At 43.5% G+C, this 15,143-nt stretch carries 15 protein-coding genes and 1 riboswitch; of the genes, 4 read left to right on the top strand and 11 right to left on the bottom strand.

Translation table 11 applies throughout. The features are described 5' to 3' along the window. Nucleotides 1-10: 10 nt before the first annotated feature. The 6 genes from ytrD to bslm_RS14780 all read right to left on the bottom strand — a co-directional run bounded on the left by ytrD (nt 11) and on the right by bslm_RS14780 (nt 3,859). Entirely contained in the window at nt 11-988 is a 978-nt protein-coding gene (ytrD, locus tag bslm_RS14760) for an ABC transporter permease YtrD (RefSeq protein WP_004398887.1), read from the bottom strand. Between the two features lie 29 nt (nt 989-1,017). Next, nucleotides 1,018-2,004 (bottom strand): ABC transporter permease YtrC, encoded by a 987-nt coding sequence (gene ytrC / locus bslm_RS14765; RefSeq protein ID WP_046381287.1) that lies wholly within the window; start codon nt 2,002-2,004, stop codon nt 1,018-1,020. Then, nucleotides 1,998-2,876 (bottom strand): ABC transporter ATP-binding protein YtrB, encoded by an 879-nt coding sequence (ytrB, locus tag bslm_RS14770; RefSeq protein ID WP_003229123.1) that lies wholly within the window; start codon nt 2,874-2,876, stop codon nt 1,998-2,000. The genes ytrC and ytrB overlap by 7 nt, the downstream gene beginning before the upstream one ends. Further along, nucleotides 2,869-3,261: a GntR family transcriptional regulator YtrA gene (ytrA, locus tag bslm_RS14775; RefSeq protein WP_003229121.1), complete on the bottom strand. Its 393-nt coding sequence runs from the start codon at nt 3,259-3,261 to the stop codon at nt 2,869-2,871. The genes ytrB and ytrA overlap by 8 nt, the downstream gene beginning before the upstream one ends. A gap of 33 nt (nt 3,262-3,294) precedes the next feature. Beyond that, the gene (locus tag bslm_RS21435; protein ID WP_003229119.1) at nt 3,295-3,432 is read right to left on the bottom strand and encodes a hypothetical protein; all 138 of its coding nucleotides are present in this window, start codon (nt 3,430-3,432) and stop codon (nt 3,295-3,297) included. Between the two features lie 154 nt (nt 3,433-3,586). Continuing rightward, a complete protein-coding gene (locus bslm_RS14780) occupies nt 3,587-3,859 on the bottom strand; it encodes a YtzC family protein (RefSeq protein ID WP_003229117.1) in 273 nt (90 codons plus the stop codon). A gap of 161 nt (nt 3,860-4,020) precedes the next feature. On the opposite strand from bslm_RS14780, the gene bslm_RS14785 reads away from it, so the two are divergent. Both bslm_RS14785 and bslm_RS14790 read left to right on the top strand, forming a co-directional pair. After that, complete coding sequence (locus tag bslm_RS14785; RefSeq protein ID WP_009968016.1) at nt 4,021-4,989, top strand: tRNA modification radical SAM protein MnmL/YtqA; 969 nt, start codon at nt 4,021-4,023, stop codon at nt 4,987-4,989. Continuing rightward, the gene (locus bslm_RS14790; RefSeq protein ID WP_004398483.1) at nt 4,986-5,570 is read left to right on the top strand and encodes a tRNA 5-(aminomethyl)-2-thiouridylate-methyltransferase MnmM; all 585 of its coding nucleotides are present in this window, start codon (nt 4,986-4,988) and stop codon (nt 5,568-5,570) included. Before bslm_RS14785 ends, bslm_RS14790 begins: the two co-directional genes overlap by 4 nt. On the opposite strand, the gene tbcS is transcribed toward bslm_RS14790, so the two are convergent. Both tbcS and ytpA read right to left on the bottom strand, forming a co-directional pair. Continuing rightward, a complete protein-coding gene (gene tbcS, locus bslm_RS14795) occupies nt 5,560-6,663 on the bottom strand; it encodes a tetraprenyl-beta-curcumene synthase (protein ID WP_033882168.1) in 1,104 nt (367 codons plus the stop codon). The two genes, bslm_RS14790 and tbcS, sit on opposite strands and share 11 nt — an antisense overlap. A 20-nt stretch (nt 6,664-6,683) precedes the next feature. Beyond that, complete coding sequence (ytpA, locus tag bslm_RS14800; RefSeq protein WP_046381288.1) at nt 6,684-7,463, bottom strand: phospholipase YtpA; 780 nt, start codon at nt 7,461-7,463, stop codon at nt 6,684-6,686. 48 nt (nt 7,464-7,511) lie between these two features. On the opposite strand from ytpA, the gene bslm_RS14805 reads away from it, so the two are divergent. After that, entirely contained in the window at nt 7,512-8,027 is a 516-nt protein-coding gene (locus bslm_RS14805; RefSeq protein WP_046381289.1) for a gamma carbonic anhydrase, read from the top strand. Nucleotides 8,028-8,272: 245 nt separating this feature from the next. Here bslm_RS14805 and alaP read toward each other — a convergent pair whose 3' ends face one another. The 3 genes from alaP to metK form a co-directional block, all read right to left on the bottom strand. Then, on the bottom strand, nt 8,273-9,664 hold the full coding sequence (alaP, locus tag bslm_RS14810; RefSeq protein WP_046381290.1) for an alanine permease AlaP: 1,392 nt from the start codon (nt 9,662-9,664) through the stop codon (nt 8,273-8,275). 135 nt (nt 9,665-9,799) lie between these two features. Then, the gene (gene asnB / locus bslm_RS14815; protein WP_004398625.1) at nt 9,800-11,698 is read right to left on the bottom strand and encodes an asparagine synthase (glutamine-hydrolyzing); all 1,899 of its coding nucleotides are present in this window, start codon (nt 11,696-11,698) and stop codon (nt 9,800-9,802) included. A 149-nt stretch (nt 11,699-11,847) separates the two neighbouring features. Continuing rightward, on the bottom strand, nt 11,848-13,050 hold the full coding sequence (gene metK, locus bslm_RS14820) for a methionine adenosyltransferase (RefSeq protein ID WP_003229102.1): 1,203 nt from the start codon (nt 13,048-13,050) through the stop codon (nt 11,848-11,850). Between the two features lie 167 nt (nt 13,051-13,217). Continuing rightward, nucleotides 13,218-13,356, bottom strand: a riboswitch (SAM riboswitch). A 196-nt stretch (nt 13,357-13,552) separates the two neighbouring features. Between metK and pckA the strand changes: the two genes are divergently transcribed. After that, nucleotides 13,553-15,136, top strand: coding sequence for a phosphoenolpyruvate carboxykinase (ATP) (gene pckA, locus bslm_RS14825; RefSeq protein WP_003229100.1), 1,584 nt, complete (start codon nt 13,553-13,555; stop codon nt 15,134-15,136). The last annotated feature ends 7 nt before the right edge of the window (nt 15,137-15,143 follow it).

Here is a 15,143-nt window from a genome sequence, read left to right on the forward strand (position 1 = left end):
TCTCTCTCCCTTACAAAAGTTTCATTTTTTTATAAATCGCAAAATAACTAATCAAGAAACCGATTACCGCACCTGTACCCATGCCAATGAGATAACCGGCAAAGCTCTCGCTTGCAGTAAATCCAAAATAGCCGAAGCCCATGATTCCTATGATAATAACGATGATCTGCACCGGGCGGTTAAGCGGCTTCCATAAGAAGAAATATCCGTTTCTTTCATTAGACATTTTAACAAAGCTAATATAGCCGATGATGTAAAAAATGATAGTCATGATAGCCGGAATGACTAAATAATATGGTGAATTCTCAGCCCATTTCGAGTCTACATAAATTATCGGAATGAAATACTGCACCCATTTAGGTACTGGACCATGGATAAAATCTATTGATCCGCCAAAAAGGATCTCGAGGTTGATCACAGGCAGGCTGATGAGTAAAAACGGCGAAATGGCCACGGTAAATGAGACTAGAAGCTGTGCGAAACTATTGCCTGTCAAAGCTCCTCCGGCCATAACCAAAGAATAAGCCAGCATGCTAACAATAATCATTCCCAAGCTGTAATTGTGAAAATAAACGGCCTGATCTGGCTTCAAAAGCATGATCAGCAAAACAGACAAAACATAACCTATGAGCTGCGGCACCACAATCACCATTCCGCCGGTAAGGAACTTCGCATGAAATATCTGCCCTCGTGTATATGGAAGGCTTAATGTAAAATCAAAGAAGCTCTTGCTACGTTCAATCCCAAGCTGGCTGACCGCCAAAACGACTCCCCAAATCCAAAACAATGAGATAAATGAGCTATTTAAATAATCAACGCTGAATACGCAGGGGCCGACCCAATTTTCTTTTCCAGTGACACAGCCTTGATAGATGAGATACATATTTAAAATTGATAATGGATTACCTAATATAAAAACCAAAATGGTGATAACTAAGGCGACTTTATTCTGCCGCCACTCTTTGTAAAGCAGTCCGGAATCCGGCAACTCACTTCCCTCCAAACCTAAGGCATTTCTTACACTTTTGTTTTCTTATAAATAGAGAAGTAGCTCACAAAGAATCCAGCCACTGCTCCAATGATCATACCCAAAATATAACCAATAATGGAATGTCCGGTATAGTATCCAAATAAACCAAATCCAAGGATGCCGAAAGCCATAACCAGAATTTGCACCGGGCGATCTAATCTGTTCCATAAGAAAAAGTGTCCGTTCCGTTCACTTGGAAGCTTCTTGAAGCTTATAAAGCCAATCAAGTAAAATAGCATGCTCATTACGGCTGGAATCAATAAAAGATATTTACTGTTAATCAGCCATTCATTTACAACGTAACTAATCGGTACTAGGTTCGATAAATTGCTTGCCAGAGAGAAATAACTCTCAGGGGAAGGGAATATTTCCCATATATTCGCACCAAAAACAACTTCTAGGTTTCCAACCGGCAATGCAATAATTAAATACGGCAATATAGCTGCTGAAAACGCCGTTAACAGTTGGGCAAAAGCATTTCCAGTTAACGCTCCGGCGGCCATCACCAGTGAAAAAGCCATAAAACTTATCACGATTACTCCAATGCTGCTGTGCTCAAAAAAGTAGACGTGTTCAGGGTTATAGACAAGAATCAGCAGCCATGCAAGTAAAAAGCCAATCAATTGTGACAGCACAATCACAAAACCGCCTAACCAAAATTTTGTCTGAAAAATTTGGCTTCTGTTATATGGGAGGCTTAATATAAAATCCATCGTGCCTTTCGAACGTTCCATTCCGAGGAAGCAGACCGCCAAAATGACCCCCGGCACCCAGTTGATATCTATTAGATTGCTCCTATGATAATTCACAATAAATTCACAATATTGCGGGTCTTGATGAGCCAGACACCCTTGATAAGACAAATACGTATTAACGATAGAAAGCGGATTTGCCAATACTAAAAACGCGATACTTAACAAAATCACCACTTGATTCTGCTTCCACTCTCGATAGAGGAGACCTCGGTCTACCATCTCCGCTTCCCTCCAAACTTCGCAATGAACACTTCTTCCAGGTTGACAGGAAGCTCATTCCATACTTTTGGCTTCAGCTCTCTCAAAAAGCTCTTTTTCTCCTCATCGCTTTTCGGAATCAGCACTGTGTAAAACACGCCGGCCTGATCGAGCATCGGAATGTTTTGCTCTCTGATGGCCAAATTGACATCTGTATCGAAAGCCATTTGAATTTTAATGTATTCTTCTTTTAACTCATCAAGATCCATGACGTTGGTCAGTCTGTTATCTTCGAGAAAACCAATTCGGTTGCACATCCGCTCTATGTCTTCAAGCCGGTGGGACGTAATCAGGATACTCGTATCACGCTCTGCCACTTCATCAACCATCAGCTGCAGCACATCATGTCTAGTTACCGCATCAATACCATCCGTCGGCTCATCAAGGAGGATCAGCGCCGGTCTCGCCGCAAACGACAGAACGAGCGACAGCTGTTTTTTCAAGCCTGTCGACAGCTCACGGTATTTTTTCGTTTCTGGAATTTCGTATCTGTTCATCAGTTCATTCGCGTACGTGACATCAAATTTCGGATATATTCTTCTCAGGATATCAACAAGCTGCTTGTATGTATACTTGTCGTAAAAAGGATTTTGAACAGGCATGTAGATGATATTTTGTTTGACCTTCGGGTGCTTTTTGATTTCTACGCCGTCAAATAAAATCGTTCCGCTGTCAGCGAAAATGATTTGCTGGATTAAGCGAAGCATCGTCGTTTTCCCTGATCCGTTGCGTCCAAGCAATCCAAAGATTTCTCCTTTTTCGATTGTTAATGAAACATCTTTTAATACTTGATTGCCGTCAATCGCTTTTGACAGCTGCCGTAGTTCAATCATTTTTTTTGCCTCCCTTCACATCAGCGCTGATTTCCTTTATCCATTCGTGCAGTTTTTCCAGCTCAACCCCTGCATAGTGTGCATCGATGATGAGCTGTTTGAGTTGCTCTTTAATCATCGTCATCTTCCCTTCAACCAGTGTCGTTTTTGCATTCTCCGATATATAGGTCCCTCTGCCCCGCAGCGTTTCAATAATCCCCTCTCGCTCAAGTTCTTTATACGCTTTGCTGACAGTGTTCGGATTCGCAATAATGATCGTTGCCAATTCTCTGACAGAAGGAAGCTTATCACCAGGCTTCATGATCCCTTTCAAACAAAGCTCTTTCATTTGCTGAATAATTTGTTCGTAAATGGGTGTTGAGCTTCTTGGATCGATTTGAATCATTTACTTCCCTACTTTCTATACGATCTGAACCTTTTATAGATAAAAATGATCAATTATACTTTTTTGCCATTCAAAACCGATCATCACAAGAACAAGAAAAAAAGAACAAGCGATCACAGATGCCGCAATCAGCATTGGCACGTTACGTTTGTTTCGTTTTTTATGTTTCATAACTGCCTCCCTTAATGTCAATATATAAATGATTTTATATTAGTGTCTATAGTGTATTACTTCAATTAGTACACTTAATACAATAAATACTTTGACTCACAAAGTCAATCCTTTTTTTACAAAAAAACGGACCCTTTTAAAAGGGTCCGTTTTCCTACACATCAAGAGGGTGCTGCAGGATCATATTATTTTGCAAAGATTGAAGCTGAAGTCTCATTCTGTACAGCTGTTCTCTCTGCTGATCATTTGACGACAGCCATAGTTTATTCAAGGCATTTACCGCATCTTCTAGCTGCATTTGTGCATCACTATATTCTTGATCGTTATAATGCTCTTGTTTAGAAGCGATTTTCAGCTGTTCTTCAGCATAATCATAGGCCTGCATACATTGCTGGAGATGTTCATCTACTGATTGTCTTGTTGCCACAGTAACCCCTCCTCTTGGTAATGGAAATCATCCATCATTCATATTGTAGCCTCATCTGACTTTATTCAATAAAGTAATTTATGGTCGATATTCATTTGTTCTCTTGTGAAATGCGTGCTACAATTTTAGGATGCAATCGTACGCAAGGAGGCACATGAATTGTGATGCAGAACAATCCTTTTCCTTATTCAAATACGGAAAAACGCTATCATACATTGAATTATCATCTCAGAGAACATTTCGGCCATAAGGTGTTTAAAGTAGCGCTTGACGGCGGTTTTGACTGTCCAAATCGGGATGGCACCGTAGCCCACGGAGGCTGTACGTTTTGCAGCGCAGCAGGCTCCGGAGATTTTGCTGGAAACCGGACCGATGATTTAATTACGCAATTCCATGACATCAAAAACCGCATGCACGAAAAATGGAAGGACGGCAAGTACATCGCTTATTTTCAGGCTTTCACAAACACTCACGCCCCGGTTGAGGTGCTTCGTGAGAAATTCGAATCCGTCCTCGCCTTAGATGATGTGGTCGGCATTTCGATCGCCACACGCCCGGACTGTCTGCCTGATGATGTCGTTGATTACTTGGCAGAGCTGAATGAACGTACGTATTTGTGGGTGGAGCTTGGGCTTCAAACAGTTCATGAACGGACTGCACTTTTGATCAACCGCGCACATGATTTTAACTGCTATGTGGAAGGCGTCAATAAATTAAGAAAACACGGCATACGTGTCTGCTCGCATATTATCAACGGGCTGCCTTTGGAAGACCGGGACATGATGATGGAAACGGCAAAGGCCGTCGCAGATTTGGATGTCCAGGGCATTAAAATCCATCTGCTTCACCTACTGAAAGGCACGCCGATGGTCAAACAATATGAAAAGGGCAAGCTGGAATTTCTTTCTCAAGATGATTATGTGCAGCTCGTCTGCGATCAGCTTGAGATCATTCCGCCTGAAATGATCGTCCACCGCATTACAGGTGACGGACCGATTGAGTTGATGATCGGGCCAATGTGGAGCGTCAACAAATGGGAAGTGCTTGGCGCCATTAATAAAGAGCTAGAAAATCGAGGCAGCTATCAAGGAAAGTTCTTTCAACGGCTTGAGGAGGAATCAGCGCTATGATTTTGAAGAAAATTCTTCCTTACAGCAAAGAACTGCTGAAAATGGCCGCGGGAGAGGGAGATATTGTCGTAGATGCGACAATGGGCAACGGACATGATACACAGTTTTTAGCGGAGCTTGTCGGTGAAAACGGCCATGTATACGCATTCGACATCCAAGAATCAGCCGTGGCCAATACAAAGGAACGGCTCGGTGACATGTATCAAGCGCGAACAACGTTATTTCACAAAAGCCATGATAAAATCGCTGAATCCCTCCCGCCTGAAACACATGGCAAAGTGGCGGCCGCGGTATTTAACCTCGGCTATTTGCCGGGCGGGGACAAATCAATTACGACAAACGGCAGTTCTACGATCAAAGCCATTGAACAGCTTCTCAGCATCATGAAAGACGAAGGTCTGATTGTTCTCGTCGTCTATCATGGCCACCCGGAAGGCAAAGCTGAAAAAAACGACGTGCTCGAGTTTTGCCGGGACTTGGACCAGCAAACAGCCCGTGTATTAACATACGGGTTTATCAATCAGCAAAATGACCCGCCATTTATTGTCGCCATCGAAAAAAAAGCTCAGATCAGCAAATGATTTGAGCTTTTTTCTTTGAGTTTTTCATCCAGGACATTTTTTGAAATTTCCGGTAGGCTCTGCCGTTGATATAAAAGAAAAGGGAGGTTTTTCCGCTGGCTTTGATCAGCTTCTTTGCGAGCCGGCCCATTTCCTTTTGGCCTGCCACTTTATCATCCGACAAATAAACACCAAGCAAGCCGCGATTGATTAAACGATGGAAGTTTTCATGCGGAATGCCTTGTAAATGCTCGTCGGCTTTATGGATAAAGTGTTCAAGCCGATTCATCATCTCTTCATGAGACTGATAATACGAGCAGAAATTCAAGTCTCCTTCCAGCAAGTCCTCCTCTTGATCAATCAAATAATCAAGAAGAATATGAAGACCCTGTATGTAAGGAAAATAACTGTCGCGGATTTTTTTAGCGGTGCTTTCTGTGAAATCAGGCTGGAACGAATACGCAACCAGACAGAAAATGCCTAACGTTGAGCCTGCACAGGCTGAAAATTCATACCATTCCATCTCAGGCAGCTCTGATTCATATTGAGTAAACCACTTTTCAAGCCGCGGAACACGCTCATGCTCAATAACGTGCTTATGCACCTGCAAATCGCAATAATAGCCGCACAGTTCAAGCAGATAAGGTTTAATCATGTCATAGTGCTCAATGGAACCAAGGACACGCTGGCACGTTTTGACCAGTTCGTGCAGATATCCGCTGTCATCCTGTTCTTCCCTGAATTGATAATAGTTTTGCAGTTCCGCTCCCACTGTCAGTGCGTCCTGCATTGAGGCATGGAGCATCCGAAAATCCTGTGGGTCCAGCGAGGTGCTGCGGTCACATAGATTGTCCAAATAATCACTAATCGTTTGATACGCGATGATAAACTCGACACATTTCTGCTTTTGGCTGCCTGACAATAAGGCCAGTATGCCGCCGCCTTCACAGTGAAACGTTTTGTCCCGAATACTTGCGGTTGCCTGTGCTTTCAATTCACTGTTATGAATCGATTCTGATTTTTGCTTCCATATGTCCAGCTCTTGATGAACGAGCGGAAAAATATCTCGATATACCTTTGCCATCAATCCAAAAGGATGTTCCGGTACTGTCAACACATGCACCCCCTACTAGTTCAAATATATTGATCAGTAAACGCTCTTGCTGCTTTAAAGACATCTTCTCTCTCGGGTTCATTGAAGATCTCATGGTAAAGCCCTTCCCACTCTCTGTATGCTTTATTATGAGAAGCAACACCATTAAACCACTTGATGACCATCGTTTTGTCAACAAGCTTGTCATCACCGGCTTGCATCACAAGAAGCGGAACTTTCAAAAATGCCTCTGTCGGCACCATTGCCGATTCAATTGTCTTTAAAAGCTCTCTGTACCATCTGACAGAAACTTTCCTGACGTATAACGAATCATTTTGGTCAGCTTCGATGACGTCCTCATTGCGCGTCGCCATATCAATTGATAATCCCGAATCAACCTTAAGTGACGGAGCGATGACATTCAGGCCTTTTGATGCAAGATCAAGCGCTTTATTGACTTTAATTTGCAGTCCGAGACACGGTGATGATAAAATAATTCCCGTAATCCGGGGATTTCTTTGCTGTTTAACCCATTCAATCGCGACCAGACCGCCCATGCTGTGACCTAGAAGAAAAACCGGAAGATCAAAGGTTCGCGCTTTATCTATCCAAGCATCTACTTCATCAATGTATTCTTGAAACGAGCGAATATGCCCTCTCGCTCTTGTCGTTGTTCCCTGTCCAGGCAAATCGCCCATGACAACGTGATAACCCGAAGACCGCCACATTTCAATCAGCCATTTATATCGTCCGTGATATTCACTTGCTCCGTGAATGATTACAATCACTGCAAGAGGTCTGTCTGCTTTCCAGGTCCACATGCTCTTCACCTCATACGAAATTTAAATAGAGAAAGAAGGATGAATCTTATGATCTACCCTTATAAGGAACACAAGCCAGATATCCACCCAACAGCCTTTATAGCTGATAATGCAACAATTACCGGTGATGTCGTTATCGGAGAACAGTCCAGCATTTGGTTTTCTGTTGTCATAAGGGGAGATGTTGCGCCGACCAGAATCGGAAACAGAGTCAATATCCAGGATTTAAGCTGCCTCCATCAAAGCCCGAACAAGACGCTACTCATTGAAGATGACGCCACGATAGGCCATCAGGTTACACTTCATAGCTCTGTTATCCGCAAGAACGCCTTAATCGGCATGGGCTCAATCATTTTAGACGGGGCCGAAATTGGAGAAGGCGCTTTTATTGGTGCCGGCAGTCTTGTCCCGCCCGGAAAAATCATTCCGCCTGGCCATCTCGCCTTTGGCCGCCCTGCAAAAGTCATCCGCCCTTTGACGGAAGAAGACCGAAAAGATATGCAAAGAATACGGTCAGAATATGTAGAAAAGGGCCAATATTATAAATTTCTTCAACAAACATAAGACCTGCTTCGTCTTACTTTACCATTTTTCAAATTATATTTGAAAGCAATAACCATCGTTAACCCGGACGTCATAACAGTTCGGGTTTCGATTTTTCCATAAAACGTTCACATATAGCATGAAACGTATGACTTTTATCTTATCACAAAACTATAAACAGCCTCTGCAAAAACACATACCTATTCTTTCCTGTTCTCTATTTTCTATGAGCACACACAAAAAGAGCCCACTGGGAGCTCTTTTTGTCAGCTGATATTTCGTTCGCTGGCAGCTGCTGCATTTTTTTTGTGAAACCCTTTTCCATAGTACACAGCCAGCAAGATGAGAAACCATATCGGCCCGATAATCACGGCTACTCTTGTATCAGGGCTGTAAGCCATAAGAATGACAACGAATGCTAGAAATGCCAATGACACATAAGACGTAAACGGAAATAAAGGCATTTTGTACTTTAATTGTTTCTTTTCTTCAGGTTTTAAACTTTTCCTGTATTTTATTTGAGAAAGCAAAATGATTGCCCACGTCCAAATCGCTCCGAACGTCGCAATACTTGTAACCCAAGTAAATACCTTCGCAGGGACAACATAGTTTAACAGCACTCCGACTAATAAAGCCCCCGCTGAAGCCAGAACAGCTTTACCCGGGATGCCGCCTTTCGTCAGCTGACCATATGCTTGTGGCGCCTCTTTCTGTTCTGCCAAGTTAAACAGCATCCGCCCTGTGCTGAAAATACCGCTGTTGCATGAAGACAGCGCGGCTGTCAACACGACAAAGTTAATGATACCTGCGGCCGATGGAATGCCCACTTTTTGAAATGTGAGAACAAATGGACTTCCTTGAGAGCCAATTTCCTGCCACGGATAAATAGACATAATGACAAATAAAGCGCCTACATAAAAAATCAATATCCGCCAAAATACTGTATCAATTGCTTTGGCTAACGATTTTTGCGGGTTTTTTACTTCGCCAGCCGTCACCCCGATCATTTCAATCCCTAAATAGGCGAACATGACCATTTGGAGAGACAATAGAACCCCTTTTAAACCATGAGGGAAAAATCCACCGTTGTTCCATAAATTGCTGATTCCGGTGGCAATGCCTCCATTGCCGACTCCTGCAATAATCATCAATAAACCGACAGCAATCATGGATAAGATCGCAACAATTTTAATCAATGCGAACCAAAATTCCAGCTCGCCGTAAGCTTTGACAGCCAGGAAATTAACACCCGTCATAATGACCAGCGCCGATAATGCCCAAATCCAGTTAGGCACGTCCGGAAACCAGAACCCCATATAGATGCCGACAGCAGTAATTTCGGCCATACAGGTGACAACCCATAAAAACCAGTAGTTCCACCCTGTTAAATAGCCTGCAAGCGGTCCCAAATAGTCACGCGCATACCTGCTGAATGAGCCTGCGACCGGTTTTTGAATGGCCATTTCCCCAAGCGCTCTCATAATAAAAAACATGATCAGGCCGCTTGCGGCATACGCTACCAGAATACCAGGCCCTGCTAATTGAATAGCTGATGCGGAGCCGAGGAACAACCCTACTCCTATAGCAGCTCCTAAAGACATTAAAGAAATATGCCTTTCTTCGAGTCCGCGGTGCAGCTCTTGTTTTTGTTTTTGCATGCTTCTTCTCCCCTAGAAAAAAATATCATTAAATCATTTTTCTGAATATTCCGTATGAATTGGGTAAACCAATGATGATGGAGAAATAAAAGGATAACAACAAGGCTTTCGACTACTCGAAAGCCTTGTTGTCTGTTACACAAAGATGACTTCTTTAGGCTGATGGCTCAGCTCTTCAGGCATATACCGTTTTTCAATATTGATGCTGTGCCAGATCATAAAGATCAGTACAGTCCAGATTTTACGGCTGTTATCAGCCTTGTCCGCACAATGGTCTTCAAGAAGCTGAAGGACATAATCCTTATGGATATAAGCATCCGTTTGGCTTTCCTGAATAATATTCCGCACCCATTCGTTCATTTCATTTTTCAGCCAATGACGGATCGGTACAGGGAAACCAAGCTTTTTGCGGTTTAATACGTGCTCAGGCACAATTCCTTCAGCGGCTTTGCGAAGAAGATACTTCGTCGTGCCGTTCTTCGTTTTCAGCTCATCAGGAATTTTTGAAGCGACGTCGAATACGACTTTATCCAAGAACGGCACACGCAGTTCCAAAGAATTCGCCATCGTCATTTTATCCGCCTTTAACAAAATGTCGCCGCGCATCCAAGTGTGGATATCGACATACTGCATTTTATTGATATCGCTGTACGAGCTGCTTTCTGTAAAGTAAGTCTTCGTCACATCGCGATATGAAAGGTTCGGATTATAATGCTTCAACAGCTGCTTTTTGACAGACTCTTCAAAGATTTTCGCGTTACCGATATAACGATCCTGAAGCGGAGTACAGCCGCGCTCAAGCAGGCTCTTTCCTCTCATACCTTCAGGCATAACGGCAGCAACGTGCAGAAGCATCTTTTTCAAGCCGGACGGAATCCGTTCAAACGGTTTAAGCGAAAGCGGTTCACGGTAAATGTTATATCCGCCGAAGAGCTCATCCGCTCCTTCACCTGATAAAGCAACCGTTACATGTTTTTTCGCTTCTTTTGCAACAAAGTACAACGGAATCGCTGCCGGATCAGCAAGCGGGTCATCAAAATGCCATACGATCTTCGGAAGCTCATTCATGTATTCCTCAGGCGAAATGACTTTGCTGATATTTTCAATGCCCAGCGCCGCTGCCGTTTCTTTCGCTACATCAACCTCACTGAAGCCCTGCTGTTCAAAGCCGACAGAGAATGTTTTTAAGCTTGGATGAAATTCCTTCGCAACAGACACAATAAAGGAAGAATCAATCCCGCCAGACAGGAACGAACCGACAGGAACGTCACTTCTCATATGAACGTTTACAGAGTCATAGATCGCGTCTCGGACTTCTTTCACAAGCTTGTCTTCTTCAGTCTGAACCGGCTTGAAGTTCGCTTTGAAATACGTTTTGAATGTGATATCGCCGTCCGGGCGGATTGTGAATTGTGAACCCGGCTCTACTTTTTTCACATGGGCATCAAGCGTGCTTGGTTCAGGAACAAATTGGAAAGACATGTACTGCTGCAATGCCTCTTTATCTATTTCAATATCATTCTGAGCAACCATTAAACTTTTTCTCTCTGAGGCAAAATAAACCTGATCATTGATCGTTGTGTAGTACAACGGTTTAATGCCGAATGGATCTCTTGCCCCATAAAGCACATGATCGTTTTTATTCCAAATCAGAAAGGCAAACATACCGCGCAGTTTGGACGCCGCTTCTTCTTTATAGTGACGGTAAGTCGCAAGAAGAACCTCTGTGTCCGAATCCGTGTTGAATGTGTACCCCTTTGCTTCAAGTTCTTCTCTCAGTTCGATATAGTTATAGATTTCTCCGTTAAAGATAATCCAATATGTTTCATCTTCATATGATAAAGGCTGTCCGCCATTTTCTACATCAATAATGCTGAGCCGTCTGAATCCGAAGCCGACGTGCTCATCATGGAAATATCCATCACTGTCAGGACCGCGGTGAACGATCATTTGGTTCATTTGTTTGATTAGTTCTTCTTGATCAGCGGTTTGAGCTAACGGATGCTTGTTAAAAACCCCGACAAATCCACACATAGTATTGCCTCCATAATTAAAATTGTCATCATTGAACCCCTATTTATAGACGCTGTGAATAGTATTTGGTTTCACAGTTATGTAAAAAAATAAACATGAATACAACGATAAAAAAGGGAAAGCCGCTTAACCAGTAAGCGGCTATAAAATTATTCTCCTAACGCTTCTTTACGCAGCTGCTCCGCTTTGTCTGTGCGCTCCCATGGAAGGTCAACATCGTGACGTCCAAAGTGGCCGTACGCAGCAGTTTGTTTGTAGATCGGACGGCGCAAATCAAGCATTTTGATAATGCCGGCAGGTCGTAAATCAAAGTTATTGCGAACAACTTCAATCAGTTTTTCCTCAGAAGCTTTTCCGGAACCGAATGTGTTGATTGAGATTGACACAGGCTGTGCAACACCGATCGCGTAAGCAAGCTGTACTTCGCAAGAATCAGCAAGCTCAGCCGCAACGATGTTTTTCGCAACGTATCTTGCCGCATAAGCTGCAGAACGGTCTACCTTCGTCGCGTCCTTACCTGAGAACGCGCCTCCGCCGTGGCGTGCATAGCCGCCGTACGTATCAACGATGATTTTGCGTCCTGTAAGTCCCGCATCCCCTTGAGGGCCTCCGATTACGAAACGTCCTGTAGGGTTGATGAAATATTTTGTTTCTTCATCAATCAGCTCTTCAGGAACAACCGGATTGATTACATGTTCTTTAATGTTGCGCTGAATTTGCTCAAGTGTAATTTCAGGATGATGCTGAGTTGAAATAACAATCGCGTCAATGCGGACTGGTTTGTTATTTTCATCGTACTCAACCGTTACCTGTGTTTTGCCGTCAGGGCGAAGGTACGGAAGAATATCTTCTTTACGGACTTCACTTAGGCGGCGGGCTAATTTATGGGCAAGTGAAATTGGAAGAGGCATAAGCTCTTTCGTTTCGTTGCACGCATAACCGAACATTAATCCTTGGTCACCCGCACCAATCGCTTCAATTTCTTCGTCGCTCATTGTGCCTTCACGGGCTTCAAGCGCTTGGTCTACGCCCATCGCGATATCAGCAGACTGCTCATCAATTGATGTTAAAACCGCACAAGTTTCCGCATCAAATCCGTATTTTGCACGTGTGTATCCGATTTCTTTAATGGTTTGGCGAACCGTTTTCGGAATGTCAACATACGTAGAAGTTGTGATCTCTCCGCTTACAAGAACCAAACCTGTTGTCACAGATGTTTCACAAGCAACACGCGCGTTAGGGTCTTTCTTTAAAATTTCATCTAAAATGCTGTCAGAAATCTGGTCACAGATTTTATCCGGATGCCCCTCCGTAACAGATTCTGATGTAAATAAACGACGATTTTTACTCATGATTTGCTTCCTCCTGCACAAGGCCTCCCGAAAGACCTTGTATATATGATACGGAACTCGCTCCCTCTTATACAATGTACAGTTATATTAGAGAATGTTAATTGGCATATTTATGAAATAAAAAAACCTTTTCCATCGAGGAAAGGGTTTGGTCTTTGTGCCTTTCACTCTTATCGCTCAAGGAATCATACAACCTTGCAACAGGTTAGCACCTTGGTTGTCTCACTCAGTTGAACATAATGAATAACAGAGAAACCGGTTGCTGGGCTTCATAGGGCCTGTCCCTCCGCCAGCTCGGGATAAGAGTATCCGCTCAATGAAATATCTTATCGTAAAAGGGTTTGCAATGTCAATATGATTCAGAAGAAATAGGCACCTATATTGAGGGAAAACAATGGAAATGCACACACAAAAAATAATAAATAGTATAGACTATTTGAAAATATATGTTATACTAATTCACAATTAGCAAAACACAAAAAACGATAAAGGAAGGTTTCATATGAACTCAGTTGATTTGACCGCAGATTTACAAGCCTTATTAACATGTCCAAATGTGCGTCATAATTTATCAGCAGCACAGCTAACAGAAAAAGTCCTCTCCCGAAACGAAGGCATTTTAACATCCACAGGTGCTGTTCGCGCGACAACAGGCGCTTACACAGGACGCTCACCTAAAGATAAATTCATCGTGGAAGAAGAAAGCACGAAAAATAAGATCGATTGGGGCCCGGTGAATCAGCCGATTTCAGAAGAAGCGTTTGAGCGGCTGTACACGAAAGTTGTCAGCTATTTAAAGGAGCGAGATGAACTGTTTGTTTTCGAAGGATTTGCCGGAGCAGACGAGAAATACAGGCTGCCGATCACTGTCGTAAATGAGTTCGCATGGCACAATTTATTTGCGCGGCAGCTGTTTATCCGTCCGGAAGGAAATGATAAGAAAACAGTTGAGCAGCCGTTCACCATTCTTTCTGCTCCGCATTTCAAAGCGGATCCAAAAACAGACGGCACTCATTCCGAAACGTTTATTATTGTCTCTTTCGAAAAGCGGACAATTTTAATCGGCGGAACTGAGTATGCCGGTGAAATGAAGAAGTCCATTTTCTCCATTATGAATTTCCTGCTGCCTGAAAGAGATATTTTATCTATGCACTGCTCCGCCAATGTCGGTGAAAAAGGCGATGTCGCCCTTTTCTTCGGACTGTCAGGAACAGGAAAGACCACCCTGTCGGCAGATGCTGACCGCAAGCTGATCGGTGACGATGAACATGGCTGGTCTGATACAGGCGTCTTTAATATTGAAGGCGGATGCTACGCTAAGTGTATTCATTTAAGCGAGGAAAAGGAGCCGCAAATCTTTAACGCGATCCGCTTCGGGTCTGTTCTCGAAAATGTCGTTGTGGATGAAGATACACGCGAAGCCAATTATGATGATTCCTTCTATACTGAAAACACGCGGGCAGCTTACCCGATTCATATGATTAATAACATCGTGACTCCAAGCATGGCCGGCCATCCGTCAGCCATTGTATTTTTGACGGCTGATGCCTTCGGAGTCCTGCCGCCGATCAGCAAACTAACGAAGGAGCAGGCGATGTACCATTTTTTGAGCGGTTACACGAGTAAGCTTGCCGGAACCGAACGTGGTGTCACGTCTCCTGAAACGACGTTTTCTACATGCTTCGGCTCACCGTTCCTGCCGCTTCCTGCTCACGTCTATGCTGAAATGCTCGGCAAAAAGATCGATGAACACGGCGCAGACGTTTTCTTAGTCAATACCGGATGGACCGGGGGCGGCTACGGCACAGGCGAACGAATGAAGCTTTCTTACACTAGAGCAATGGTCAAAGCAGCGATTGAAGGCAAATTAGAGGATGCTGAAATGATAACTGACGATATTTTCGGCCTGCACATTCCGGCCCATGTTCCTGGCGTTCCTGATCATATCCTTCAGCCTGAAAACACGTGGACCAACAAGGAAGAATACAAAGAAAAAGCAGTCTACCTTGCAAATGAATTCAAAGAGAACTTTAAAAAGTTCGCACATACCGATGCCATCGCCCAGGCAGGCGGCCCTCTCGTATAAAAAACAA

Source organism: Bacillus sp. LM 4-2 (genome assembly GCF_000978495.1).
In the GTDB taxonomy this organism is placed as follows: Bacteria; Bacillota; Bacilli; order Bacillales; family Bacillaceae; genus Bacillus; species Bacillus subtilis.

What these genes read in the sequence shown, in the direction of transcription:
- ytpA (WP_046381288.1), bottom strand. Translation starts at nt 7,463, where the DNA reads ATGTGGACCTGGAAAGCAGACAGACCTCTTGCAGTGATTGTAATCATT.
- pckA (WP_003229100.1), top strand. Translation starts at nt 13,553, where the DNA reads ATGAACTCAGTTGATTTGACCGCAGATTTACAAGCCTTATTAACATGT.
- bslm_RS14805 (WP_046381289.1), top strand. Translation starts at nt 7,512, where the DNA reads ATGATCTACCCTTATAAGGAACACAAGCCAGATATCCACCCAACAGCC.
- ytrA (WP_003229121.1), bottom strand. Translation starts at nt 3,261, where the DNA reads ATGATTCAAATCGATCCAAGAAGCTCAACACCCATTTACGAACAAATT.
- alaP (WP_046381290.1), bottom strand. Translation starts at nt 9,664, where the DNA reads ATGCAAAAACAAAAACAAGAGCTGCACCGCGGACTCGAAGAAAGGCAT.
- metK (WP_003229102.1), bottom strand. Translation starts at nt 13,050, where the DNA reads ATGAGTAAAAATCGTCGTTTATTTACATCAGAATCTGTTACGGAGGGG.
- bslm_RS21435 (WP_003229119.1), bottom strand. Translation starts at nt 3,432, where the DNA reads ATGAAACATAAAAAACGAAACAAACGTAACGTGCCAATGCTGATTGCG.
- ytrC (WP_046381287.1), bottom strand. Translation starts at nt 2,004, where the DNA reads ATGGTAGACCGAGGTCTCCTCTATCGAGAGTGGAAGCAGAATCAAGTG.
- asnB (WP_004398625.1), bottom strand. Translation starts at nt 11,698, where the DNA reads ATGTGTGGATTTGTCGGGGTTTTTAACAAGCATCCGTTAGCTCAAACC.
- bslm_RS14790 (WP_004398483.1), top strand. Translation starts at nt 4,986, where the DNA reads ATGATTTTGAAGAAAATTCTTCCTTACAGCAAAGAACTGCTGAAAATG.
- ytrB (WP_003229123.1), bottom strand. Translation starts at nt 2,876, where the DNA reads ATGATTGAACTACGGCAGCTGTCAAAAGCGATTGACGGCAATCAAGTA.